Origin of the sequence: Vibrio splendidus 12E03, from assembly GCF_000272105.2 — a bacterium.
GTDB lineage: Bacteria > Pseudomonadota > Gammaproteobacteria > Enterobacterales > Vibrionaceae > Vibrio > Vibrio splendidus_I.
The window spans coordinates 41,968-67,472 of record NZ_AJZD02000003.1 but is presented as its reverse complement, the minus strand read 5'-3'; the positions used below and the strand labels follow the sequence as shown (position 1 = coordinate 67,472).

The following is a 25,505-nucleotide window of genomic DNA, read 5'->3' as shown; positions in this document are numbered from 1 at the left end:
TGATTGCTTCGCTGATTCTAGCTTATTGAAAAATCAAGCTAGAAGCAGGTTTCTACCCAGTGGCTTACCTGATGATCGTCATCGCTGATGGCAATGTAGCGCCATTTGTCGAAGGTTAAACATGGGTGTGAGGTTGAGAACGCAATCATATCGCCTACTTCAATCTCAGCAGAACCGTCCGTTTCAACAAAGGTATGCTGATCCATCACCGCGGTAGCTGTTAGCCCTTTCACAGAGATAGCTTCGCCATTGCGATAGCCGCGCTCGGCAATAGGTAAACCCGCATCAAAGGCAACATCACGCTTACCTAGACCGATCACCAGTTTGGTTGGCTCCGGACGAGAGATAACATACGCCCACACTTCCAGTGCCGATTCTAAGTCACCACCCAGTTCACACGCGTAACCTTGGTTTACTTGGGCACGTTGCAATACCTTACTTTGGGCATCTAGGTAGATCCCAGTATCGTGAATGGCATAACAACCTGGGCGGATAATCGCTAAGTAATCTGTGAGGTTCGCCAAGCATTCTGCCACCACGTCATACCAAGCCGATCCCGCGCCAGTGATGATTGGCTGACCGGTAATTAAGCTGTCTGATGCAAGGCTTTCGACAGAGCTTAGTGCCTGGTTTAAGAAGGTGCGAATGTCTTGCTCGGCATTGTCACCATGAATCACACCCTCATACACCTCAATACCCGCTAGCGAAAGCGCAGGCGTATCTTGGATGGTTTGCGCCAGCTCTAGAACTTCTTTAGGAGAACGACAACCACAACGACCACCCGGAACACCAAACTCAATCAGCACTTTTAGCGTCTGTTTTTTGTTGGCGAAATATTGGTTGAGTTGCTGCACGTTGACTGATGAATCCACACAACAATAGAAATCAACGTCGAACTCACTAATAAGCTGTTCGATGATCGCCATGTTGGTTTTACCTACCAATTGGTTAGCCATGATGATTCTTTTTGCGCCTGCCATTGCTGCAATTTCTGCTTGTGCAGGTGTTGCAACGGTAATTCCCCAAGCGCCATTTTCTAGCTGTTGGCGAAAGAAATCAGGCGTCATCGATGTTTTGCCGTGTGGCGACAATTTAACCTGATGATGATCGGCGAATGATTGCATCCAATTCAGATTATTGGCCAATGCTGATTGCTTGATAATTGCTACCGGAAGCGAAATTTCTTCATCGACCAGTCGATAAACGCCGTTCTCAGTTTGTGATACTGCTCTCCCTTTTTGGCCTCTTTCAGTCAAGACGAAACAATCTTTTTGATACTTTATAACATCTTTTTGTGCAGGGTTATGTTTCATTGCTGATTCCTAACATGGTTTAAGTGCTTGTTATTTAATGTTTAAATCTATCTCGCGTTTGTTTTGTGATAGAAACTATCACACAAATTAAAATATTATGTGTGTTTTGTCACTGAAAATAATCGGCTGGATTTCTAATATAGCTCCATCAACAGAGTGGATTGAGAGAGTGAGAAATGTTGTTCGATACGATAATTAAAAATGTAGAGGTGTTCGATGGCACCGGCGAACAATCGTTTTGTGCCGATGTAGCAATCCGAGATGGAAAAATCGCCGAAATTGGCAAAATCGATCATGAAGATTGCAGCCAGTTGGTTGAGGGAGCAGGCTTAGCATTGGCTCCTGGATTCATCGATGTACACACACACGACGATACCAACGTCATTCGTTACCCAGATTGCTTACCAAAGATCAGCCAAGGTGTGACAACCGTGATTGTTGGTAACTGCGGTATCAGTGCCTCACCAACGGTTTTAGCGGGTGATCCACCAGACCCTATGAACCTTTTAGGCGCGCAGGCTGATTTCAAATACCCAACCTTTGCCGTGTATGCACAAGCAGTGGAGCAAGCGCAACCAGCGGTGAACGTAGCAGCGTTAGTTGGCCACACAACACTGCGTAACCAAGTGATGGACGACCTACAACGCACCGCAAGCGAAGAAGAAATTGCAGCAATGCAAACCAATCTTGATTTAGCGATGGAGCAAGGTGCACTGGGTTTGAGCTCTGGTTTGGCATACGCAAGCGCGAAACAGGCCAACGCTAATGAAGTAATGCAGTTAGCAAAAGTGCTGTCTAGTCACGGCGGCATCTATACCACGCATATGCGTACCGAATTCGAAGAGATCTTAAGCGCGATGGAAGAGGCGTTTGAGACCGGGCAATACGCGAAAGTACCCGTTGTTATCTCTCACCTTAAATGTGCAGGTGCGGGCAACTGGGGCAGAACTGTTGAAGTACTTGATTTGATGGACAAGGTTTCAGAGCACCAAGATGTGTCTTGCGACTGCTACCCATACTCAGCGAGCTCCTCGACGTTAGATCTGAAACAGGTGACGGACGATTTCGATATCTTCATCACTTGGTCTGAAACAAAGCCAGAACATGCAGGCAAAACACTGAAGCAGATTGCTGATGAGATGAAATTGCCGTTGATGGACGCCGCAAAAGCGCTCCAACCAGCCGGTGCAGTTTATCACTGTATGGATGAGAACGACGTAAAGCGTGTTTTGAAATACAAGTTGACCATGGTTGGTTCAGACGGCTTGCCGAACGACCCACATCCGCACCCAAGGCTGTGGGGCACCTTTCCGAAAGTACTTGGTCACTACTGCCGAGATGAAAAACTGTTCGCGCTGCCAGAAGCGATTCACAAAATGACCGGAATGTCGGCAGAGCGTTACAACTTGTCTGGTAGAGGCGAAATTCGCCAAGGTGCATTTGCCGATTTAGTTTTATTTGACCCAAAGAATATTAAAGACACAGCAACATTTGAAAATCCTATTTCAGTTGCTGAGGGAATCGAAAGTGTATTTGTAAATGGTGAGTTAACTTACCAAAAAGGAAAAGTAAAAAATAATCGTTCAGGCGTTTTTATTTACCGTAATTAGAATTTAATTATTTTATTAAATATACAGTAATAATAAAACGACGAATTAATTTAAATATATTGGAACAGAACCAATATTATCTATAAAGAAGTGGAGTTAAAAAATGACTATTAAACGTTACGGTGTTGAAGGCGGTACAGGTACTGGCGGACAACATTTACCATTTGCACGTGCAACTGAAGCGGGTGGTTTCCTATACGTTTCTGGCCAGACACCGATGACAGATGGTGAAGTGGTAGAGGGTGGCATTGTTGACCAGTCTCGCCTAGCGATCCAAAACTGTGTCGATATCATGACTGAAGCGGGCTACGGCCTAGAAGACGTAATGCACGTAAAGGTTGTGCTAACGGATTCTCGTTACTTCCAATCTTTTAATAAGGTATTCAAAGAGTTCTTCGGTGCTAACCCACCGGCTCGTATCTGCATGGTTTGCGACCTAGTTGTAGACGTGAAGGTTGAAGTAGATGTGACTTGCTACCGCGCGGATCGCGTTTAGTAATAACCTAATCACAATTACCTACTTAGAGAGTATTAGGGGTTAGTCATCCCTGTTATTATCCTTTAATACTCTCACCCTACATTTATAAAAATTACTTTAATTAAAATAGATAAAATCAATAAAGTAATTATATGAAATATAAAAATGAATGAATCATAAATAAAGTTCAAGAATGAACTCAATATTTCACTGAGAGGTGTCAAATGAACAGCACACTTTTTCTTACAGGCTTCGGCGTGTACGTATGTTTTTTAATTTGGTTAGGCTGGTTTGTCTCGCGTAATCAAAAATCTGGCGAAGATTTCTTATTAGGCGGCCGTGGCCTGCCATTATTCTTAGTACTTGGTACAACAGTTGCGACTATGGTCGGCACGGGTTCAAGTATGGGCGCGGTTGGCTTTGGCTACGCAAATGGCTGGGCGGGTGCTCTGTACGGAATTGGCGGTGCTGTAGGCATCCTATTGCTTGCACTTTGGTTTGCTCCGGTTCGTAAACTGAACTTCATGACCATGAGTGAAGAGCTGGCTTACTATGTTGGCGCTAACCGAATCGTAAAAAACGTGGTTGGCCTACTTATCTTTATCGCGTCAATCGGTTGGTTAGGTGCGCACATTCTAGGTGGCGGCATGTACCTAGCGTGGATTGCAGACATCGACCTTAACCTTGCGAAAATCATTATTGCTGCAGCATTCACTATCTACGTGGTTATCGGTGGTTACACAGCGGTTGTATGGACTGATACGATTCAAGCAATCATCCTTTTTGCTGGCTTCATTCTAATGGCGGTAATGTCTGTCGATCACATCGGTGGCATGGACAACCTTTACGCTGCGATGGACCCTGCTGCTACAAGCTTTTTAGCAATCGATAAACTGGGCATTCTGCCTGCTGTTTCTCTGGCTGTGGTTATCGGTGTGGGCGTACTGGCAACACCTTCATTCCGTCAGCGTATCTACTCTGGTAAAGATGTTTCAACTATCCGTCGCTCATTCGTCGCTTCTGGTGTGTTGTACCTTTTCTTCTCAATTATTCCAGCAATCATTGGTATGGCTGCGCACGCAATCGACCCATCATTGGCTAACCCGAACTACTCGTTCCCATACGTAGCTGCAACGGTTCTTCCAGTTGGCGTAGGCATGATTGTTCTTATCGCTGGTCTATCTGCAACTATGTCGAGCGCAAGCTCAGATGCGATTGCCGGTGTATCTATCCTACTGCGTGATGTGTACGTGATGTTCACAGGCCGCGTACCAAACAAAGAATCAATGTTGAACTACTCTCGTCTAGCTTTGGTTGTGGTGATTGGCTTCGCACTACTGTTCGCACTGACGTCAAACGACATCATTGGCTACATCACGAAGATGATTTCAACGGTTATGTCGGGCATGTTTGTGTGCGGTATGTTGGGTAAATTCTGGAAACGCTACAACTGGCAAGGTGCGCTTGCAACGCTAGCGGGTGCTTCTGTAGCTTCATTCGTAGTAATGCTAAACGCTGACTACACAGCCTTCTGGGGCAACCCAGTTATTCCATCATGTCTGTTTGCGCTAACGGCAGGTGTGGTTGTGAGCCTAGTGACTCCGGCTAACCAAGTAACACCTGAAATGGCAAAAGCGATTCTTGATGACGAGCGTGCTCTGATGGAAATGGAAATGTCTGAGACTGGCGTACTTGAAGAAGAAGCGGCACCTCAACGTCCTGCAAATCAAACAAGCTAAACCTAGTCTCACAACTGGTTTGCTTAATTCAGGCCCTGCTTAGTGGCAGGGCCTTTTCCCCATATATCTCTCTATTTTAGGATCGGCTATGCCTGCATCTTCTCATTTCAATATTGCTTTCTTTGGCGAATGCATGGTCGAAATCAGCGGCTCTCCATTAACCAAAAAGTTTGGCGGTGACACACTTAATACCGCACTTTACCTTTCTCGTTTAACTCAACATCAAAATCTGTCTGTGCATTACGCGACAGGCCTTGGTGGCGATGAACTGTCTCAAAATATGATTGATAGCTGGCAGTTAGAAGGTATTCAAACCAATTTCGTAGAGCGCATTGCGAATAAGCTCCCTGGTCTTTACATGGTCGAAACCGACGATACAGGCGAGCGACACTTTCACTACTGGCGCAACGACGCGGCAGTCAAATCTTACTTTCAAGCTGACGACCTGAATAAGCTTGAAATCGCCCTGACAGAGAAACAAGTCGATGCGGTTTACATCAGCGGTATCAGTATCGCGATTTTAGATGACGCCTCTCGTGAGCGCTTATTCAAAGCCATTAGCGTGTTCTCAAATCAAGGCGGCAAGCTGATTTTTGATAACAACTATCGCCCGCAGCTTTGGAGCACCGAGCAAGCTCAGTACTGGTACGCCAAGTTACTGCCATTGGTAGACATCGCACTGATTACCGAAGACGACGACCTGCTGGTTTGGGGCAATGGCGAGAGCGTTCAACAACGCTGCCTTCGCTTAGGCTGCCAAGAGATCGTCATCAAACGTGGCTGTGAGCCATGCAAGATTGTTCAAGTTGAACAGGGCGATGTTGTTGAGAGCTATGTATCAGCGACTCGTGTTTCTAACGTGGTCGACACCTGCGCAGCGGGTGACTCCTTCGCTGCCGGCTATTTGGCTGCGCGCCTTACAGGTGAGAGCACTACCGATGCAGCTGAACTCGGCCACCAACTGGCTTCTACCGTTATTCAATACTCAGGCGCGATCATCCCGGTAAGCGCTATGAATCACTTAATTAAAAAATAGAAAAATAAAGCGAATTTATTATGTCTCAAGAAATGATCAACACACTTAAGCAATTCAAAGTCATTCCTGTTATTCAAATCAACAAGGTGGAACATGCGATTCCACTAGCAAAAGTATTAGTCGAAAACGGCCTGCCAGTAGCAGAAGTGACGTTCCGTACCGAAGCGGCAGCAGATTCGATTCGTGCGATGCGTGATGCTTACCCAGAGATGTGTATCGGTGCAGGTACAGTACTGACACCAGAGCAGATCGACCTTGCAAAAGAAGCGGGCAGTGAGTTTATCGTTGCACCTGGCCTGAACCCAAACACGGTTAAGCGTTGCCAAGAGATCGGTATGCCAATCGTTCCTGGCGTAAACAACCCAAGCCAAGTAGAGCAAGCGTTGGAGCTAGGTCTTAACTTCTTGAAGTTCTTCCCTGCAGAAGCGTCTGGTGGGATCAATATGGTGAAATCTTTGCTAGCGCCTTACGTTGATGTGTCGCTAATGCCAACGGGCGGTATCGGCAAACACAACGTCAATGATTACCTAGCGGTTGATCGTGTGGTCTGCTGTGGTGGTACTTGGATGGTGTCTCCAAAGATGATCGAGAACGAACAGTGGGATGAGATCGCGGTGTTGGTTCGTGAAGCCGTTGAATTGGTTAGCTAGTCATAAGTTTGTGAGCTCATTCGTTTTAACAGGCGATAGGCTTTGAGCTCTCGATAAACAACAGCAGTGGCTGAAGGTTCTGTTTTGTGAATTGCCTCCGATAAACAAAACAGAACCCCCGTTATATAGGAAAACTAATAATGAAAAAAACTATATTGTTTCTATTGATTTCAGGTTCAGTAGTGTCCCCAATGGCGTTAGCAATGGCTCCGAATACCGATCTAAATTTAATGCCGTACCCACAGACAGTCGAGCTGCAAGCTGGGCAAGTTAAGGTAGACGGTAACTTCAAGGTTTACATCAAAGGCTTTAACTCTGATCGCGTTGAGTACACCGCAAAACGCTTTATCGATCGCCTAGAGCGCCAAACGGGTGTGCCGATTTTAAACTGGCAGGTTGATAGCGCAGACGAAGCGAACCTGATCATTGATATCGACTCGGCACCAAAGTCTGAAGTACAGAACATCGACTCTGTAGAGTCCTACAAGATTACCACTCAGGGTGAGCAAATCACGCTGAGCGCACCAAGCCCATATGGCGCTATCCACGGCATCGAAACCCTTTTACAGCTCGTTGAAACGACAGCGACTGGCTACCATATTCCTGCCGTAACCATTGTTGATGAGCCCCGCTTTCGTTGGCGTGGAGTCTCTTATGATACCTCGCGTCACTTCATTGAATTTGATGTGCTGATTCGTCAATTAGATGCGATGGCTTCTGCCAAAATGAACGTGTTCCATTGGCACTTCTGGGACGACCAAGGCATCCGTATTCAAACGGAATCTTGGCCGCGTCTGTGGTCTGAAACCGCTGATGGTAATTACTACACCAAAGACCAAGTTCGTTACCTAGTTGAGTATGCACGTAACCTTGGTATTCGCGTGATTCCTGAAGTTTCTCTGCCGGGTCACTCTTCTGCAGTGGCGCACGCTTACCCACGCTTGATGTCGGGTGGTGAAGGTCAAAGTTACGAACAAGAGCGTGGCTGGGGCGTGTTTGAACCACTGATGGATCCACTGAACCCTGAGCTCTATGAAATGCTGGGTGACGTATTTGATGAAGTGACAGAACTATTCCCAGATGAGTACTTCCACATTGGTGGCGACGAGCCGAACTACGCGCAGTGGAAAAACAGCGAAAAGCACCAAGAGTTCATTGAAGAAAACAATATCGATGGCGAGCGCGGCTTGCAGTCTTACCTCAACGTAAAAGTTGAGAAGATGCTCGAAGAGCGCGGCAAGAAGATGACGGGGTGGGATGAGATTTGGCACAAAGATCTGCCCACTTCTATCGTGATTCAAAGCTGGCAAGGGCACGACAGCATCGGTCGTGCGGCAAAGGAAGGCTACCCAGGGATTCTTTCTACGGGTTACTACTTAGACCAACCTCAGCCTACCAGTTACCACTATCGTAATGACCCAATGCCAACTGGCATCACGGTTGACGATAAACTGCACAGTGGTGAGAAGTTCGTGACTTACCAATGGCAAAAGCCTCGTTCTAAAGGCAGCCCACGTAAGGGAACACTGACTATCATTGAAGCGAAAGACGGTACTTTCCGTGCGTTCAGTGATTACAACGGCAAGTCTCGTGAAGAGATTTACATCCTTGATTATGTGCCGGGTAAAACCTTTGTTGGCCACTTCGATAACTTCATGTCGTACACCGAATTTAACCTAAACCTGAATCCAAAGGGTTTTGCTGAAGGTAGTTACCAACTGGTCGGTAATGTGCGCTGGCCAACCACAGGTGAAGTGATTGCAAGCAGTGATGTTGACGGCAGCGTGATTCCTGAACCAAATGGTGGTTACCCTGCAGAATTAACAGAGAAAGAAAAAGAGTTAATCCTAGGCGGCGAGATCACCATGTGGTTAGAAAACAAAGACAGCCACACCGTTGAAAACTACCTATGGCCACGCAGCTATGCAATTGCAGAACGTTTCTGGTCTGATGCGGAATTGACGGACGAACGCAGCATGTACAAGCGTATGAAGGCGATGGATACATGGTCTGAAGTGTCGGTTGGACTTCGTCATCATGCGGACGCTGACATGCTGTTAAAACGTATTGCCAAAGGGCAGGGTATTCACGACCTGCGCGTGCTTGCGAAATACACAGAACCAGCACAGTACTATGCGCGCAACTGGGAGAAGTGGAATTCTACTGAACCTAAGGGCACTTTATACAGCCAATACGAGCGTCTAAATCGCTTCGTTGATGCGCTGCCAGTAGAAAGCTACGCCGTGTATGAGATGCAAGATTTAGTCAATGAAGTCGTGACGGGTAATCAACAAGCGATTGTGCAACTTACAGAGCATTATCAGCAAGCAAAATCAGCTGCACTTGCCGCAGAGACTGTCTTCGCTGGTAACGTATCTTCGGTCGATACCGTGGTGGTTGCAGAGAAAACGGCGGAAGTCGCAGACTTGGCGTTAACCTTGATTGCTAAAGCACAAACAGGCGAGAAAGTAAGAGAAGCCGACGTGAATGCCTATCAAGCGATACTGTCTGATTCGGCGAAGATCTACGATGAATCGATCGTCGCGATTGTTCGCCCTACAGAGTTACTGTTAAAGCAGCTAGCTGAGTAAGTCGCTAACTGATTAGCTGATAAGTTAAACGCCAATAAGTGAATCCAAACCGCCCTCTATGGGCGGTTTTTTAGTTTTAGCTTCTCAATAGAGTGTGTTTTCTAAACTTTACGTAAGCGATTACTCACTATCACTGTTCTGTAGCGTTAACGTGAATGTCATACCTTGATCTGGGTTGTTCTTGGCTATCAAGGTACCTTGCATATCCCGTACATTGTTTGCTGTGATGGCCAAGCCGAGACCCAAACCTTCGCCCATCTTTTTGTTGGTATGGAAGGGTTCGAAAATGGTTTCGAGTTGGTCTTCTGATACGCCACAGCCATTATCTTGCACTTTGATGATCACGCGTTGTTGATCGGTATGTGCGCTGATAACAATGGTCGCGGGTGTTTGATTTTGAGTGGCGTCTATTGCGTTTCGAATCAGGTTTCCAAGAACTTGGCTTAGCCTGGCTTCTTCACCCATCACCATAGAAATATTGGAGGCGATTCGTACTCGAATATCGACGTTTTCGAGATCGGCTTGGTGAATGCGTAGGGTTTCTTGCAGTGCGTCTGTCAGTGACACTGGGTATGGTTTTTCAAGTCTTTTAAAGGCGAATGACTTCAATTGGCTGGTCATGTTTGCCATTCGGTCGATAAGACTCATCACGAGATCCATGTTCGCTTTCAACATCTTGGTCTCGCCTCGTTCCATCAGTAATTGATTACTTGAAAGCAGAGTTTTTAGTCCTGTCAGTGGCTGGTTAAGTTCATGAGTGATCGCACTCGACATCCGCCCTAGTGCGGCAAGTTTGCTTGATTCAACCAGTTCTTGTTGTGCGTCTTTCAGGTCTTGTGTTCGCTCTTCTACACGTAGTTGAAGCGTTTTATTAGCATTTTGCACTGCAATTTCTGCTTTTTTACGCTTACTAATATCGATCACGGTACACAGATAATAAGTGGTCGCATGCCAAGGAAAGGCGCTTATAGAGAACAGTACCGGAAAGTAGCTACCATCGCTGCGCCTTGCCATAGTTTCGACGCTGGTTATTTCGGCCAGTTCTTGGTGTTGCTCTAGGTTCTGAAGCAATTGCAAGGTGGTTGAATTTGGATTGCCTGCCTCAAATAACTGCCAAGCTTTGATGTTACTGATCATTGAATCGGATAGTGAGAAGTAGTTCTTGGCCATGAGATTAATATCATGGATATGACCATGTTTGTCGATCAGCACTAGCCCAACGTGCGTTTTATTGATCATCCCAGACAGACGCTTTTCCGACTCTTCGATGAGTTTTTGTATTCGTAAATTGCTGAGCTTTTTCTGACGTCTTTGATAAAGAATAACCAGCAATAACAGAATGAACAGACAACCTACTGCGACGCTCCAACTTATCCAACTTGTGGTTTGGTTTAGGCTGGTTAACGGCGTTAGGTAGGTTAAGCGCCAATTCAGGTCGTCTAACTTTATGGATTGAATAAGGTAATCTTTATCTTTCAGTCGCCATACGCGAATGTGGGTTTGGTCATATAGCTCACGCTTTGTAGCGAGCGGTTGTGAAGTGAAATTTTCATTGAACCAATCTGCATTCAATCGGTGATCACTCGATAGAAAAAACTGATCGCGAGGGTTTTGAAACAAGATGGCTTCACCATCGGCAAACCATTGGTCGATCAGTAATGATAAATCAATTTGTACTGCAACAATGCCTACCACATCGGATGCTCGATAAACGGGTGCAGCAATAAAATAATCGGGTGTGACGCCTTTATTTTTGGTTACTAGGGAGATCGCACCGCCTTGCTGGTGGATCTTAGCGACAATAGTGCTGGCGCTTTTTTTACTGAGTTTGTTCCTTTCTACGCTAGAAACAAGCAAATCACCGTTTGCAGAGAGTAGATACCATCCTTTGGTGTTAGCCGCTTTGTCTAACTGAATCAGCTGTTTTTTAATGTGTTTTTGGAGGCGAATGTCACCATCAATAAAACGCACGCTGGTTTCATCGTTCGTCACGAGATAAGGCAAATAGTAAAAACGTTTGAGCGTGCGTCTTGCTTCGGCAATGTATCCAAGGAAGCGCTGTTCTGCGTAACGCTGAGCTTGTTCTAGCTTCCATTGGCTTATGCCACTTTTGGTAGTTACCTGAACTAAACCAATCAATAAACAGGCAAACAGGAACAACCAATATCGATTTTTGTTAACCATTCTTGATTAAATCCTTTTTAAATTATTGAGTTGAAAAGCTGCGTTTTATTACCACATGGAAGGTTGAATCTGGAACAAATTGAAGCTAGCAAACATTATAAAACTGTTAAAGGAGTGTTATTCAAAGTGGGAGCTAGCTCCTTTTAGTCTGCGGCTTTTTTACATACCGTGGTCGATATTATTTAGGTGTAAGCGATGGGAAGAGATCATGCAACGTATTGCTTTGATTGAAGATGATGCAATTGTGCGTCAAGCAACCAGCCAATGGTTGCAGTTGGCAGGCTTCGATGTCACCGCATTTGAGGTTGGACAAGACGCGTTAGATGCGGTCGTGGAAGGTGATTTTCAGACCATCATTAGCGATGTGCGCTTACCTGATATTGATGGTGTTGAACTGTTAAGTCGCTTTAAAGATTTGGTGCCAGAAGTACCTGTTATCTTGATCACCGGACATGGTGATGTCGATATGGCCGTTAAGGCATTACAGCAAGGCGCGTATGATTTTATAGAAAAGCCGTTCGATCCAGAGCGTTTGTCTCAAACGGTATCGGAAGCGGTAGATAAACATCAAAGTGGTCAAGATAGGATAAATCGTCAAAGCTATTTGGATAACCTGAAGGGCATTGAACAAGTTCTGATTGGCCGCAGCAGAGTGATGTGTGCATTACGAGAACAAATACAAAAGGTCGCTTCAATTGATACCAACGTGATCATTTATGGTGAAACTGGCTGTGGGAAAGAGCTCGTTGCCTCTTGTTTACATAAATTTAGTCAGCGTAAACCTCATCCTTTTGTGCCACTAAACTGTGGTGCGATTCCAGAGAATCTATTTGAAAGCGAGCTGTTTGGTCATGAAGCCGGGGCATTTACTGGTGCTGCTAAACGACGCATTGGTAAGCTTGAATTTGCCGACAAAGGTACGGTCTTTCTTGACGAAATAGAAAGTATGCCGTTGTCGATGCAAGTAAAAGTGCTACGTACTTTACAAGACAATGTTGTTGAACGTGTCGGTGGTAATCAACAGCAACATGTTGATTTAAGAATAGTTTCAGCTTCGAAATGCGACCTTTTAAATCATCCTGACTTTCGCCAAGATCTTTTCTATCGTTTGAACGTTGCTCAACTGCATTTACCTCCCCTTAGTGAACGAGAAGACGATGCTCTTATCCTTTTTGAACACTTCACTCAAGAAGCGAACAGCGAAACCCGAGCGGCCAGTGAAGCCGATCGCTATGCCTTGTTGTCGTATGCATGGCCGGGCAATGTGCGTGAACTGCGTAATGTTGCGATTCGTTTTGCGCTGGATGAAAGCCTGACCGTTGGTGATATTTTGGCGTGTCGTCCTAATTCTGTCACAGAGTCCACAGCGGCAGGCATCCCGTTGGCGGTTCAAGTGCAGAGCTTTGAACGGAAAGTGATTCATGATGCGCTAGTGCGTTATCAAGGACGCATCAATGATGTTATGCAAGACTTGGATTTACCTCGTCGAACATTGAACCAAAAGATGGTGCGTTATGGGTTGAATCGAAGTGACTACGTCGATTCTCAATGATCGGTTTGACAGTCGTGTTTATTGGATATTGATGAGCAATAAATGGCTCATCGTATATTTATCACTTTACAAACATTGATCACATAAATATAACATGATGTGACCTGACCACCTTTAAGGGGATGTTAACTGCGGCTTTGGATAAGCAAAAAATAGCTTACTCATTAGTAGTGAAATAAGCAGAAAATGGCTTACTTTAGGTGGCTTTTAAAATAAATCATAATAAAAACAGTAGTTTAAAAATTGGCATTGTGCTTGCTATCTAGTGATTGTTGTTAACAAAAATATAACGTGAATAACCCTACATGGAGAGTAACAATGAAATACAACAAGCTAGTTAAAACTTTAGCGATAGCAATGGCTTCTCTTGGCCTTATCAGTAATGCGTCAGCTGAAGAAGATCGCAGCTATATTTTAGCGACGGCCTCAACGGGTGGTACTTACTATCCGGTAGGTGTGGCCTTAGCGACATTGAGTAAAGTTAAGCTTGCGCCTAAGCAGCACTTTTCTTTAGCGGCTATCAGCTCTGCGGGCTCGGGTGAGAACGTAAAGTTGTTGAATGAGAACGAAGCTCAGTTCGCCATTCTACAAGGTTTGTATGGTGCTTGGGCTTGGCAGGGTTTGGGGCCATATGAGAAATCTGGCAGACAAACTCAACTGCGTTCAGTTTCCATGTTATGGCAAAACGTAGAACACTTTATTGTGCGTTCAGATCTAGCAAAAACAGGTACAGTAAGCGATCTAGAGAACCTAAACGGTAAGAAATTCTCTATCGGTAAGAAGAACTCTGGGACTGAAAACTCAGGTCGTCAAATCATGCAAGGCCTATCCGTGGACCCAGAACAATTTAAACTCGCCTTTATGGGTTACGGTGGCAGTGCGAGCGCATTACAAAATGGCACAATTGATGGTATGAACACGCCTGCTGGTGTTCCTGTTGGTGCGGTGACGCAAGCCTTTGCAGCACTGGGTGAAGATATTCAAATCTTGTCGTTTACCGATGCACAAATCAAACAAGCGAATGGTGATTATAATATCTGGACCAAGTATGAGATCCCAGCAAACACTTATCCAGGTGTCGATAAACCAATTACTACGATTGCCCAACCTAACTTCCTAGCGGTTCGTGAAGACATTTCTGAAGAAGATGTGTATCAACTGACCAAAGCTATCTATGAAAACCTACCTTTCCTACAAGGTATCCACAAAGCAACCAAAGCAATGGCACTTGAGAAAGGGATCGCAGGCCTTCCTGTTCCGCTTCACCCTGGTGCTGCTCGTTACTATAAAGAAGTGGGTATAGAAATCCCTTCTGAGTTGATCGTCGACTAACTCTTTGTATTCGATTAGCCATTTATCTTTAACTCGCTATTTGGCGTGAACTGAATATTCGCGTTAATTAATTGCTTGGTGCGTTTTCATCTGTTTCGGCTACTTTGTCTGATTTGACCGTCTCCGACTCGTTCGATTATTTGAAGTGAAAACGCACCACCTTACTTTATGGATTTTCTCTGCGCGTTTGGCTGTGGAGAGCAGGAGTTTTCTATGAGCGATTCGCTGCAGCAGGAACTGAAAAAATTCGAATTGCCTACCCGAACAGATTTCCCTTGGGTAGGCAAAGCAATAACGACTATGGGAGTGATACTCTCCCTCCTACATATTTGGTTTAATACCTTATCTACCTTGCCAGAGCTTTGGATTTCGGCGACGCATTTCGCTGGTTTCGCAATCATTTGCGCACTTTGGTATCCCGCCCATGTATCGCTTAAAAAAAGCAAAATAGCATTAGCTATCGATATTGGGATTGCCTTGGCTGCTTTAGCTTGCCTTATCTACATTCCCTTTGCCGAAGATGCGTTGTATGACCGAGGCGTAAAATTTATCGCCAGTGATTGGTTTTTCTCTATCTTGGCGATTGCCATCGTCATTGAGCTGATTAGACGCACTATGGGCTGGTTCATTCCAGTGCTTATCTTAGTGTGTTTAAGTTATGTAGTGCTTTGGGGACAATGGACCAGCGGTATTTTTCATTTTCCGGGTTTAAGCCTTGAGACGTTACTTTATAGAAGCTTTTATTCATCAGAAGGGATGTTTGGTTCGATCTCAAGAATCAGTTGGACCTTCGTGTTCATGTTCATCCTATTTGGCGCATTTTTAGTTCGATCTGGTGTCGGCGACTACATTATTGATGTATCCCGTGCCGCGGCGGGCAAAGTGATTGGTGGCCCTGGTTTCATTGCCGTTATTGGCTCCGGCTTGATGGGCTCTGTCTCTGGGTCGAGCGTAGCAAACACAGTATCGACGGGCGTGATCAGTATTCCCTTGATGCAAAAGGCAGGTTTCCCTTCGCGTTTCGCGGCAGGTGTTGAAGCGGCTGCATCTACTGGCGGGCAGCTGATGCCACCTGTGATGGGTGCGGGCGCGTTCATCATGGCCTCTTACACGCAGATCCCTTATGTCGATATTATTGCGGTTTCCTTTGTTCCTGCGCTTATCTACTTTTTGTCTGTGGCCTTTTTCGTTCGTATTGAAGCGAAGCGTAGTGGTGTACAAAAGGTGACCTCTGGCTGTGAACCTTTGTTAAAGGTATTGCTGTCGGGTTGGCACAACCTGATCCCATTGGCCGTGTTAGTGACTTTGCTCGTTCAAGGTTTTACGCCGACTTACGCTGCGGGTATTTCGATTCTTTCTGTGGTGGTGGCATCATGGTTCTCTAAAAATCACAAAATGGGACCGAAAGCGATCATTGAAGCTTTGTCTCAAGGCGCAAAAAACATGGCGACAACGGCTGTGCTATTAGTTGGTATTGGTCTAGTTGTTAATGTCATTAGCACTACGGGAATTGGTAACACCTTCTCTTTGATGATCAACAGCTGGGCGAATGGCGAGTTACTGGTGATGATTGCGTTGATCGCACTGGCGTCTTTGATTCTGGGTATGGGGTTACCAGTAACGGCGGCTTATATTGTGTTGGGAACATTGTCTGCTCCTGCCTTGTATAAATTGATTGCTGAAAGTCAGTTGCTCGACTTGTTGGTGTCAGGGCAGCTTCCTGAGCAAGCTAAAGCCATCTTTATGTTGGCTGCGCCAGATAAGCTTGATCTATTGAACGCACCGATGGCGTTGGAAACGGCGAAAGAGATGATTGCGTTGGTTCCTGCTGATTTTGTGGAAACTCTGCTTGAACAGAGCCTTGGCTTAGAAGCAATCAGTCTCGCACTGCTTTCGGCTCACTTAATTATTTTCTGGTTATCGCAAGACAGCAACGTGACTCCGCCTGTTTGTTTAACTGCATTTGCGGCTGCAACCATTGCTAAAACACCCCCGATGAGAACAGGCTTAATGGCATGGAAGATCGCCAAAGGCTTGTATTTAGTACCATTGTTGATTGCCTACACTAACTTGGTAAGTTGGGATGTGACCTCCGTTTTAGTCACGGGTGGCTTTGCTGTTATTGGTACTTACGCGTTTATCGCGGCGATTGAAGGTTATCTAGAGAGCGAAGTTAATATTATTACTCGAGTAGTGTTGGTTGCGATAGGTGTAGCTCTAGTATGGCCTGATGTTTCAGTCGTGATCCGTTTGGTATGTGTTGCCATTTTTGTTGGCATCTTTATCTACAGCGGTCGTAAATACGATGCTAATCAAGTGAAAAAGGAATCAGAAATTGAGGAAAAAAAGTTACCTCAAACCGGGTCTAACACTGTCGCGTCTTCCCTATAATTAAAGGATTGAATGTAGGAATATTATGAACTCAACATACGACTATATTATCGTTGGTGGTGGCATTGTTGGTGTGTCGACGGCATGGCAATTACAGCAAGCTCACCCTGATAAAAGTATCCTTTTAGTCGAAAAGGAGCGTGGCTTCGCGCTGCACCAAACGGGTCATAACAGTGGTGTGATTCACGCAGGCGTTTACTACGCTCCGGGCAGTTTAAAGGCGGATTTTTGTAAGCGTGGCGTAGAGCGCACCATCGCCTTTTGCAGCCATCACGATATCCCTGTCGAAAACTGCGGTAAGCTGTTGGTCGCGACCAATGAGCAGGAAGTCGAGCGCATGAATGCGCTCTATCAACGTTGTCATGATAACGACATTGATGTCGATTTGTTGGACCAAGCGCAACTGAAACTTGCCGAGCCTAACATCACGGGCTTGGGCGCGATTTATGTCAAAACCACCAGTATCGTCGACTACAAAAAAGTCACCGAAGTAATGGCTCAAGAGTTTGTTAAGGCGGGTGGCAAGCTCAGTTTAGGCACAGAAGTGATCATGGCGGATGAGCAAGAAGATGAAGTGCAGTTAACGTGCAAAGTAGATGGTCAAACTCTACAACTGAACAGTCGATTCTTGATCACTTGTTCTGGTTTGATGGCCGACAGAATGACCAGCATGCTTGGCATTGAAACCGACTTTCAAATCGTCCCTTATCGTGGTGAGTATTATCAGTTGGACGCGAAACACAACCAGGTGGTGAATCACCTTATCTATCCGATCCCTGACCCAGAACTGCCTTTCTTGGGCGTGCATTTAACACGCATGATTGATGGCTCCGTAACAGTAGGGCCAAATGCAGTTCAAGGCTGGAAGCGAGAAGGTTATGGCAAGCTTAACTTTAGTTTCAAGGACACTTGGCAGATGCTGAGCTTTGTGGGCTTTTGGAAGGTGACTGCGAATAATCTGAAAACCGGTTTGGTCGAGTTTAAGAACTCGTGGTGGAAACCGGGCTATCTAAAGCTAGTGAATAAATATTGCCCGAGCATTACGGTGTCAGATTTCAAACCTTACCCAGCAGGCATTCGCGCCCAAGCGGTCCTCAAGGATGGTACCTTGGTTCATGATTTTCTGTTTGCCGAAAGCCCAAGAAGCTTGCATGTGTGTAACGCGCCATCGCCAGCAGCGACCTCTGCAATGCCGATTGGTGAATACATTTGTGGCAAGGTAATGAAAAAGACGGCTTGATGATAACTGAGGATCATTGATCGAACTTTTCTCCAAAGAGAATAAAAAATCCGCGAGCTCAATTCTATTAAGGATCGAACTCGCGGATTTTTAGTTTTCGCCATCTTTGTTCGGATTAACGTTAGTTAGTCAATCGATTAACCTTACAGCCAATCAGGGACGAAGTTAGCGACGATAGTGACATCACTAAAGTTACGGTAACCGCGCACCATGATGTTGAATTCACCCGCAGGTTCGTTCAATACACACTGTTCGTTGCTGCTGTTCTGGTATGGACGGCAGTCGTAGTTCGCTTTCGATACGGTACCGTTGTGTTTCACATACAAGTCGGCATCGCCACTACGAGGGCCGGTCAAGGTTACGGTTAATTGACCTGCACTTTCCGTCGTAAATGTGAAGAATTGCTCTTCACCATATCCTGCAGTAAGTCCTTCAACAGGCACGTCATTTTGCAGCTCTTTAAGACCTGCAACAGGCGAATCAAGGCTGGTTTCTACTAGGTAAGCAATTGCCAACTTAGCGAACTTGGTCGCGTGTGTCGCCGTTGGATCTGAGTTTTCAAGCGTGTCGTGCTCTGTATGGATACTTGGGTTGTAATCATTGAACATGCTCTCGAATGGCATGGCTGCTGGGTAGCCAACATTGTGCCAAGAGGCGTGATCAGAACAGGCATAGCCGCAATCATCAAAACCGTAACTGATGTCGCTCGCGTAAGTGTCGATCAGCTCGCTTAAGTAGGCGGTGAGGTTGCTGTCGGTGTAGTCCGTGATGAAGGTGATATCGTGCGCAGAACCGTTGTAGTTGGTCATGTCTAATTGCAATACGGACACAACGTTGGCTTGCTCATCTCTTAAAGCGTTGGCGACATCTTGAGAACCACGTAGGCCCACTTCTTCTGCCGCATAACCATAAAACTTGATGGTCTTGTCTGGCTGAATACCACTGGCGATCATCAGGCGAAGCGACTCTGTTACCGTAGCAATGCCAGACGCATCATCATCAGCTCCCGGTGAGATTGTGCCTTCGCTTGTCCAAGAACCTACCGTTGAATCAAGATGGCCGCCAACCACCACGATCTCTTCAGGATATTTAGCACCAAGCAGTGTCACTTCAACGGATTTTTGCGGATATTCAGCATGCGCGATTTGGCGTGCAGACGCATACGGCACATCTTGAATTTCGGTTTTCCAGCGCTCTAAAAGCCAATCCGAAGCAGCGACACCAGTAGAAGTAGTATAAAAACGGTTGGTGAAGTTGGTTAGATTTTCGATGGTCGTGACCATGTTGTTCGGCTCGACCTGAGCGAGTAGATCGTTCACTGTGTCTTGATGGCTGATCACTGGCTTTTCGAAGCTGCTCATGGTCAGTGGCATAGCTGCCGCTTTGAGTGCACTTGCTTTGTCTTCGTGCACCATGTAGCCACCACAACGGTGAGTTTCTTCATGCATGTGGCTGGATAGTTTAGCCAGCTCTTTCTGGTTGATTTTCGCGACGATGGAATGCTTGTTTCCCGTCACGCTTGGGTAAACCGTTGCGCCATGCTGAGTCATTATATGCTGTGCGTCCGCATCGGTGGTGATCCAAACTTCTTCGTTCGCTGGTGGTGTGATACCTAGGGATGCGTAAACCGCAGTACTGTTGATTAGGGTTAAAGATCCCCCGAGCACAGCCAAAGCTAGCATGCTTTTTTGAATAGCCATTTGTCGTCCTTTTTATGGTGAGTATTGTTATCTTGATGGGTTCGATTTTTGTGTAATGCGTGGTTTTTCATGTAGACGTTTCATTCGCTAAATAACTCATTAGCCAAATAGCGAAAAGGGCTCCTATAAGGAGCCCTGAATCTACTTTCGATTATTGAGTCTTAATGAAACGGTAATGCTTGGTTTCTGAACAGATATCGCTTGAGGTACACACTTGGTACTCAACATCTACTGTGCCGTTGTGACGGAACTTGTCGACGTATGAGTTGAAGTCTGTAGCACCAACATTCTTGCCATTACGCTTAATCACGAAGTAGTCGTTGGTATCGTAATCCCATGCCAGCTTAACGCGCGCCTTGCCGTTCGGGTTTTTGTTACCAAACTTCAGTTTTAGTGGGAAGCCTTCTGCTGAGTCACCTTCAATCGTAATCGACTTGCTGGTTGATGTTGCAACGCCTGCATCGTCAGTCACGGTTAGCGTTACCACGTAGTTGCCTGCTTCAGCGTAGGTATAACGAGTCACTTCACCTGTTTGCGTGTTGCCATCGCCTAGGTTCCATTGGTAAGAAACGATCTGACCGTCGCTATCCGAACTTGTGCTGCGCAGTTCTACTTCTTTGCCGACAATCGAGTGTTCGAAAGAAGAGACGGGCGGTACGTTAGCGTTGCCTGATTCGTACGATGCTTTTAGGTTTGCACCTGCGTAATCTGAGTAACCTAAAACGTTAACCGTATAACGACCTGCGGTTGGGTTTTCAATCACACACACTTCATCGGTCACGGTTTCGCTCTTACAGATATTCTCTTGAGAGCTTGGTGCGTAATCTAGGCCGACATAAATATCTGGGTCACCCGTAGACACAGTAAGATCAATCGTCAGTTTCTCTTGGCCTGATGGTACTTCGATATCAAAGTAAGTTTTCGAACCTGTTTCACCAGCAACTGCGGCTTCAACACCATTTTCAAGGCGTTGATATTCCGGTTCTGGTGGAAGAGGTGGTTCGCCACACGGTGATACACCCACTAAGTTAAACGCAGAAACAACATCATCAGCACTGTAGCCAAGATCGGTTGCTGAGTTCTTCACGCCACAAGCGCCTTGCCAGAAATCACTGTTTTCAGACCAGTAGATTTGGTTGGCTAGCACGAACAGTTCGAACGCTTTCTTGGTGTCCCAACCTTGTGTGGTTGCAAGATGGTAGAACGCCTTGTTGAACACGCCAGAGCTGTAGTGCACGTTTAAGCCATCGTAGTACTCGGATGCATTGTTGATTGAAGAGCCATCGCGTGATGGATCGTCCATGTAACGCAGCGCTCCTTCGCCTTTGAAGATATTGCGCCCGACCATCCAGTCGTTGGTGCCTTTCATGTAGTATTCTGCGGCTTCACCTGCCATGTCAGAAAAGGCTTCGTTCATACCGCCGGATTGGTTTGCGTATATCAAACCTGAGTTTTGCTCAGTGAAACCGTGGCTCACTTCATGGGCTGATACATCTAGGCTAACAAGCGGATAAAAGAAGCTTTCACCATCACCAAAGGTCATGGCCTTGCCGTCCCAAAATGCATTCTCGTAGTTTTCACCGTAGTGAACACGCATCATGAGCTTGAAGGAGAGTGGTGCTGTGTCGAACCAGTTTTTATACATGTCGAACACGATGTTACCGAAGTAGTGTGCATCGTTGAGTGGCGAGAACGCGCCGTTCACGGCTTTATATTCGTTACGAGGGCATTCATAGCTGTAAGTAGTGTCGCCGTCGGTCGCACCATTCAGGTTAACAGTGACCACGTTTTCAGACTCCATCACACACTCTGTGCCCACTTCTTGAACATCAAGGTAGTGGTAGTCGGTGCCGTACTCGTACATGCCTGTTTTTTCGTTACCGCCAGGGCCAGTACCGATCTGAGCGTGGGCAATACCTTCCCAACGGTCGATGACTTCGCCTGTGTGCGCGTCTAGCATGGTGAACGGTCGAGTCGGCTGTTCACTGCCTTCTACTAGGTAAGAGACAACGTACACTAGTCGTGCTTTATCTACGCTTTGTTGTCCGATGCCTTGCTTCACTGAACCTTGATAGATAAATAGCTGATGTTGGACGTTGTCTAGAGATTTGCTGGTTAAGCCTTGAGTCTTTAGATCTTTACTTGCGAGTTCAACCGCTTGAGCGCTGTTGATTGATGGCTTAACAAAAGATCGTTCTAAGGTCGTTGTTTTAAGGTAGCTTCCTTGAACCGACTTTAACGCGCCACCTTGCGCACTTTGGGTGGCATTTAGGTAGTGCCCCCATACTGGCGTTCCCCAGATGTTTTGCTGGATCTTTACTTTGTAGATGCCACGCTTTTTCAGGTTTACTTCTTTCACCATCTTGAAGCTAGAGGCGTTACTGACTCCTAACTGAGCGTTTAACCCAGAGAAGTTAGTAAAGTTGATCGGTTGATCGATTTGAACGGATTCACTTGCATGCACTGACAAAGACATAGCACTGGCTATAGCAACGGCAACTAAACGCTTTCTTATTTTCATTGTTATTTTCTCTTTCCATGTAAAATCAAAGAAAACGTAACAAAATTCTCACAGCGAATTTACATCATTCGATCTGATTAATTAGTAGCATGGCAATGATCTCTTTTATTCATGAAACTTATATTTATCGTATTTACAGATAGTTATCGTTTCTGTTTATTTTTGAACGCACTCATAGGTTTTATTTATAAAATCATGACACTTTTATTAAGTGTTAATTGTTCTTGGAAATTAAGATTTTTGTGCAAATTGATCTGTGCCTCAATTAACGAGTTTCGGGTTGATAGAAGGAACAACGATTTGGGCGTGTCAGTTTGACCGAGAGGCTATTAAGCAAATTTAAGGGATATTTTGATGATAAATCGAAGATTTTCTGGCTTATTTTTCGAATTGTTAGTTATAACAAGGCAGGGTAATTCAGAAGTTCTTTGGCACAGAGCACAAAACCGGTTGGATGAAAAAAGCCAGCGACGGGTCACTGGCTTAGATTAACTTAGTTTGTGCAGGCTACTGATTCAAGGTACGTAACTAAAGCTAATTACTGCTTTTTACCACCAACTTGAACGTAGTCGATACCGATAATACGGTTGATGATACCCAGAACAGAGCTTGTGTCAGAGTTTGTAGAACGAATAGTTTCAACCGTTGCGCCTTCAGGTACCAATTCCATTGCACGATCTTGTGTGTTACCAGGAACTTGGAAGCCTACTATGTTGAAGCTTTCAGCGTGCGCTGTGTAAACTTCTTCGTTGTGGCTGATACCTGAACAACCTGCTAGTGAAACAATGCCTAAAACAACTAATAACTTTTTCATAAAAATACCCTAAGAATGATTGGAACCTAGATGGCAAGGCACAAAGGCAGTGGCATGATTATCTAGATTTAATAAGTTCATGGGAGACAGCATCTCCCGACCGATGTTGAACATTATTCCAGAGGTGTTTTGTAGTTACTGTATGGGTTTGTCAGCTGAATCATTACATAGCTGAATGGTTATGGTGAATACTGCACCTTTTAAGGCTTGGCTCTGACCCACTTCCACGGTTGCGTTGTGTTGAGCGCAGATCTTCTCGACGATAGACAACCCTAAACCATGGCCACTCTTGGCTTTGTTACGCGCTTTATCGCCAACGTAAAACGGTTCAAACAAGCGAGCCTGATGTTCTTGAGTCACACCATCACCATCATCATGTACAGCTATCTGCAGTTGCTCTTGATGCGCGCTGGCTTCAATTAACACTTGAGAGCGTGCGAATTTCATGGCGTTGCGTACGAGGTTATCCAGAGCGCGGTTCAGCAGTATTTCATCCGCAAGAATCTCGTAAGGTTGCTTTGGTAGTGATAGGTTGATGTCGAGCTCTGTATCTTTGTTCCAACGTGTCATCGCGTGGCCAAGAAAGTCATTGATCTCGACAGGCTGCTGCAAATTCTCGAGGCCGCAGCTATCTAGCTTGGCGTAGCACAATAGCTCGTCGACCATCTTCTCCATCTCTTCCGTATCTTCCACAATGCTTTCTACAGTCTCTTGCTGAGACTCGTTGAGCGGTGTGTCTTTGAGCATTTCAGCTTGCCATTGGATACGGAATATCGGCGTGCGCAGCTCATGGGCGACCGCATTGGTGAGCGAGCGATTACTCTCAATCAGTCGGTGAATGCGGTCTGCCATTAGGTTGAAAGACTTATTGAGTGAGCCGATTGCAATGCCGCTTGAGGTCTCGGCTCGCGAGGAGAGATCCCCTTCAGCAAAGGCGAGCGTCGCCGATTCAAGCTTCTTAACTCGGCGGAAGATGATAAATAGGTGGCATACGCCGTATAAGATAAAGCTGGCTAGGAAGAACAACCAAATGAGGTCATCTTCCAATTCTATTTTTTGCCTAACGAACGCTTCGCTGTTGGGTAGGTAATGATAGGTATTGTCACTGCTTGCTAAGCGAAACCAAAGGTCACGCTCATCATCGTGAAAGATAAAGGTATTTGGGTTGGTCGAGAAGAACTCTGAAACAGGGCTTGGTATTTCATCTTTTGGGTTGAACGTAATCAGTTTATTTCGAGTGGTTTCGACAAACTGGTTCATGGCTTGTTGAGCCGCTTCAAGCCCCTGATTTTTTGCGATGTTTTCTATGAGTTGCTGGTGGGCTGTGGCTTCATAATCTTGCAGAACATATTCGTAGTCAGTATTGAGCTGATAGACACAGATTTCGTAGGCGACAATGCCGCTCATGAAGCAAACTAACAGCCCTAATAGGGACTCCAAAAAGATACGTCGCATAATCGCTCTCTTTCATTACGCTCGTACTGAGCGAAGTTAATGCCAGGCGGTTGAAACAAACAAGTAGCCTTTACCGCGAATGGTCTGAATTTTCTCTGCTGGTGTATGGTCGTCGCCTAAAATCTTCCTCAGACGTACAACCTTGTTGTCAATCGTCCGGTCTATTCCGTCGTACTCAATGCCGCGCAATGTTTGCGTCAAGTAATCACGAGATAACGGCGTATCTGGGTTGCTTGCCAATAACCAAAGTAGGTCAAACTCACTGTCAGTGAGTGATAAAACCGCACCTGAAAGCTCGCACTTTTTATAAGTGTTTTTCAGAACGAGTTGATCAAACTGCAGGGTGTCTGAGTCATCGACTGAAGCGGTATTGGTGTCTTGGCGGCGTAATAGCGAACGAACTCTGGCCAGCAGAACTCTTGGTTTGATTGGCTTTGTGACATAGTCATCAGCCCCTGTCTCTAAACCAGCGACGTGGTCAAAGTCGTCATCGCTAGCGGTGAGCATCAAGATTTTACCTTTATAGTGCGTACGCGTCTGTCGGCAGATTGTAAGTCCATCAGTTACAGGAAGCATCAAATCCAGCAGTACGATGTCAGGTTGGTCCGCGAGGATGGTGTGTGCGGCATCACTGCCATCGTCCAACACCGTGACATCAAAATCTTGCGCGACAAAGTAGTCCTGCAACATTTTCTGAAGTTTCAAATCGTCTTCCACGATGATCATTCTAGGTTTTGTCATTCCATTATCAGCCTTGTCGTGCGTTTTACTTATTGAGATTAAGTGAGCGAGTCTTCGTCGTGATGAACCATTACTATCATGCGCTGTTGCATATTGAGTTCACATGCTTCACCAAATACCTAAAGCGAATGATTAAACACTTTATAAGTTAGTTCAAT

General features: G+C 45.7%; 17 protein-coding genes. 10 read left to right on the top strand and 7 right to left on the bottom strand.

The annotated features are described in order from the left end of the window. Window positions 1–38: 38 nt before the first annotated feature. Complete coding sequence (locus A142_RS00450; RefSeq protein ID WP_019824551.1) at window positions 39–1,313, bottom strand: amino acid deaminase; 1,275 nt, start codon at window positions 1,311–1,313, stop codon at window positions 39–41. Between the two features lie 176 nt (window positions 1,314–1,489). On the opposite strand from A142_RS00450, the gene A142_RS00445 reads away from it, so the two are divergent. The 6 genes from A142_RS00445 to A142_RS00420 all read left to right on the top strand — a co-directional run bounded on the left by A142_RS00445 (window position 1,490) and on the right by A142_RS00420 (window position 9,417). Beyond that, window positions 1,490–2,923, top strand: a complete 1,434-nt coding sequence (locus A142_RS00445) for an N-acyl-D-amino-acid deacylase family protein (RefSeq protein ID WP_019824550.1) — start codon at window positions 1,490–1,492, stop codon at window positions 2,921–2,923. A 103-nt stretch (window positions 2,924–3,026) separates the two neighbouring features. Continuing rightward, a complete protein-coding gene (locus A142_RS00440) occupies window positions 3,027–3,419 on the top strand; it encodes a RidA family protein (protein WP_017065166.1) in 393 nt (130 codons plus the stop codon). A gap of 206 nt (window positions 3,420–3,625) precedes the next feature. Continuing rightward, window positions 3,626–5,140 (top strand): sodium:solute symporter family protein, encoded by a 1,515-nt coding sequence (locus A142_RS00435; protein WP_019824549.1) that lies wholly within the window; start codon window positions 3,626–3,628, stop codon window positions 5,138–5,140. Window positions 5,141–5,228: 88 nt separating this feature from the next. After that, complete coding sequence (locus A142_RS00430) at window positions 5,229–6,176, top strand: sugar kinase (RefSeq protein WP_019824548.1); 948 nt, start codon at window positions 5,229–5,231, stop codon at window positions 6,174–6,176. 20 nt (window positions 6,177–6,196) lie between these two features. Next, complete coding sequence (locus A142_RS00425; protein WP_017065169.1) at window positions 6,197–6,826, top strand: bifunctional 4-hydroxy-2-oxoglutarate aldolase/2-dehydro-3-deoxy-phosphogluconate aldolase; 630 nt, start codon at window positions 6,197–6,199, stop codon at window positions 6,824–6,826. A 140-nt stretch (window positions 6,827–6,966) separates the two neighbouring features. Next, on the top strand, window positions 6,967–9,417 hold the full coding sequence (locus A142_RS00420) for a family 20 glycosylhydrolase (protein WP_019824547.1): 2,451 nt from the start codon (window positions 6,967–6,969) through the stop codon (window positions 9,415–9,417). 120 nt (window positions 9,418–9,537) lie between these two features. Here A142_RS00420 and A142_RS00415 read toward each other — a convergent pair whose 3' ends face one another. Next, window positions 9,538–11,601 carry an ATP-binding protein gene (locus tag A142_RS00415; protein WP_019824546.1) on the bottom strand — a complete coding sequence of 688 codons (2,064 nt, stop codon included), beginning with the start codon at window positions 11,599–11,601 and terminating at the stop codon, window positions 9,538–9,540. A gap of 208 nt (window positions 11,602–11,809) precedes the next feature. Between A142_RS00415 and A142_RS00410 the strand changes: the two genes are divergently transcribed. From A142_RS00410 to lhgO, 4 genes are all read left to right on the top strand, one after another. Further along, the gene (locus A142_RS00410) at window positions 11,810–13,153 is read left to right on the top strand and encodes a sigma-54-dependent transcriptional regulator (protein WP_016789977.1); all 1,344 of its coding nucleotides are present in this window, start codon (window positions 11,810–11,812) and stop codon (window positions 13,151–13,153) included. 318 nt (window positions 13,154–13,471) lie between these two features. Beyond that, window positions 13,472–14,485, top strand: coding sequence for a TAXI family TRAP transporter solute-binding subunit (locus A142_RS00405; RefSeq protein ID WP_010432072.1), 1,014 nt, complete (start codon window positions 13,472–13,474; stop codon window positions 14,483–14,485). A 213-nt stretch (window positions 14,486–14,698) separates the two neighbouring features. Next, window positions 14,699–16,876 (top strand): TRAP transporter permease, encoded by a 2,178-nt coding sequence (locus tag A142_RS00400; protein ID WP_019824545.1) that lies wholly within the window; start codon window positions 14,699–14,701, stop codon window positions 16,874–16,876. A gap of 25 nt (window positions 16,877–16,901) precedes the next feature. Then, window positions 16,902–18,116, top strand: coding sequence for an L-2-hydroxyglutarate oxidase (lhgO, locus tag A142_RS00395; protein ID WP_019824544.1), 1,215 nt, complete (start codon window positions 16,902–16,904; stop codon window positions 18,114–18,116). 143 nt (window positions 18,117–18,259) lie between these two features. On the opposite strand, the gene A142_RS00390 is transcribed toward lhgO, so the two are convergent. The 5 genes from A142_RS00390 to A142_RS00370 all read right to left on the bottom strand — a co-directional run bounded on the left by A142_RS00390 (window position 18,260) and on the right by A142_RS00370 (window position 25,347). Continuing rightward, entirely contained in the window at window positions 18,260–19,816 is a 1,557-nt protein-coding gene (locus tag A142_RS00390) for a M28 family metallopeptidase (RefSeq protein ID WP_019824543.1), read from the bottom strand. Window positions 19,817–19,967: 151 nt separating this feature from the next. Continuing rightward, on the bottom strand, window positions 19,968–22,337 hold the full coding sequence (locus A142_RS00385) for a M4 family metallopeptidase (protein ID WP_019824542.1): 2,370 nt from the start codon (window positions 22,335–22,337) through the stop codon (window positions 19,968–19,970). 538 nt (window positions 22,338–22,875) lie between these two features. Beyond that, a complete protein-coding gene (locus A142_RS00380; protein WP_017632032.1) occupies window positions 22,876–23,151 on the bottom strand; it encodes a hypothetical protein in 276 nt (91 codons plus the stop codon). Window positions 23,152–23,286: 135 nt separating this feature from the next. Then, window positions 23,287–24,606, bottom strand: coding sequence for a sensor histidine kinase (locus A142_RS00375; protein ID WP_019824541.1), 1,320 nt, complete (start codon window positions 24,604–24,606; stop codon window positions 23,287–23,289). 36 nt (window positions 24,607–24,642) lie between these two features. Continuing rightward, a complete protein-coding gene (locus A142_RS00370) occupies window positions 24,643–25,347 on the bottom strand; it encodes a response regulator (RefSeq protein ID WP_019824540.1) in 705 nt (234 codons plus the stop codon). Window positions 25,348–25,505: the final 158 nt, after the last annotated feature.

Excerpts from the sequence above, each read along its gene's own strand:
- A142_RS00445 (WP_019824550.1), top strand. The coding sequence starts at position 1,490 with ATGTTGTTCGATACGATAATTAAAAATGTAGAGGTGTTCGATGGCACC.
- A142_RS00420 (WP_019824547.1), top strand. The coding sequence starts at position 6,967 with ATGAAAAAAACTATATTGTTTCTATTGATTTCAGGTTCAGTAGTGTCC.
- lhgO (WP_019824544.1), top strand. The coding sequence starts at position 16,902 with ATGAACTCAACATACGACTATATTATCGTTGGTGGTGGCATTGTTGGT.
- A142_RS00415 (WP_019824546.1), bottom strand. The coding sequence starts at position 11,601 with ATGGTTAACAAAAATCGATATTGGTTGTTCCTGTTTGCCTGTTTATTG.
- A142_RS00400 (WP_019824545.1), top strand. The coding sequence starts at position 14,699 with ATGAGCGATTCGCTGCAGCAGGAACTGAAAAAATTCGAATTGCCTACC.
- A142_RS00430 (WP_019824548.1), top strand. The coding sequence starts at position 5,229 with ATGCCTGCATCTTCTCATTTCAATATTGCTTTCTTTGGCGAATGCATG.
- A142_RS00410 (WP_016789977.1), top strand. The coding sequence starts at position 11,810 with ATGCAACGTATTGCTTTGATTGAAGATGATGCAATTGTGCGTCAAGCA.
- A142_RS00440 (WP_017065166.1), top strand. The coding sequence starts at position 3,027 with ATGACTATTAAACGTTACGGTGTTGAAGGCGGTACAGGTACTGGCGGA.
- A142_RS00370 (WP_019824540.1), bottom strand. The coding sequence starts at position 25,347 with ATGACAAAACCTAGAATGATCATCGTGGAAGACGATTTGAAACTTCAG.
- A142_RS00405 (WP_010432072.1), top strand. The coding sequence starts at position 13,472 with ATGAAATACAACAAGCTAGTTAAAACTTTAGCGATAGCAATGGCTTCT.
- A142_RS00390 (WP_019824543.1), bottom strand. The coding sequence starts at position 19,816 with ATGGCTATTCAAAAAAGCATGCTAGCTTTGGCTGTGCTCGGGGGATCT.
- A142_RS00380 (WP_017632032.1), bottom strand. The coding sequence starts at position 23,151 with ATGAAAAAGTTATTAGTTGTTTTAGGCATTGTTTCACTAGCAGGTTGT.
- A142_RS00375 (WP_019824541.1), bottom strand. The coding sequence starts at position 24,606 with ATGCGACGTATCTTTTTGGAGTCCCTATTAGGGCTGTTAGTTTGCTTC.
- A142_RS00425 (WP_017065169.1), top strand. The coding sequence starts at position 6,197 with ATGTCTCAAGAAATGATCAACACACTTAAGCAATTCAAAGTCATTCCT.
- A142_RS00385 (WP_019824542.1), bottom strand. The coding sequence starts at position 22,337 with ATGAAAATAAGAAAGCGTTTAGTTGCCGTTGCTATAGCCAGTGCTATG.
- A142_RS00435 (WP_019824549.1), top strand. The coding sequence starts at position 3,626 with ATGAACAGCACACTTTTTCTTACAGGCTTCGGCGTGTACGTATGTTTT.
- A142_RS00450 (WP_019824551.1), bottom strand. The coding sequence starts at position 1,313 with ATGAAACATAACCCTGCACAAAAAGATGTTATAAAGTATCAAAAAGAT.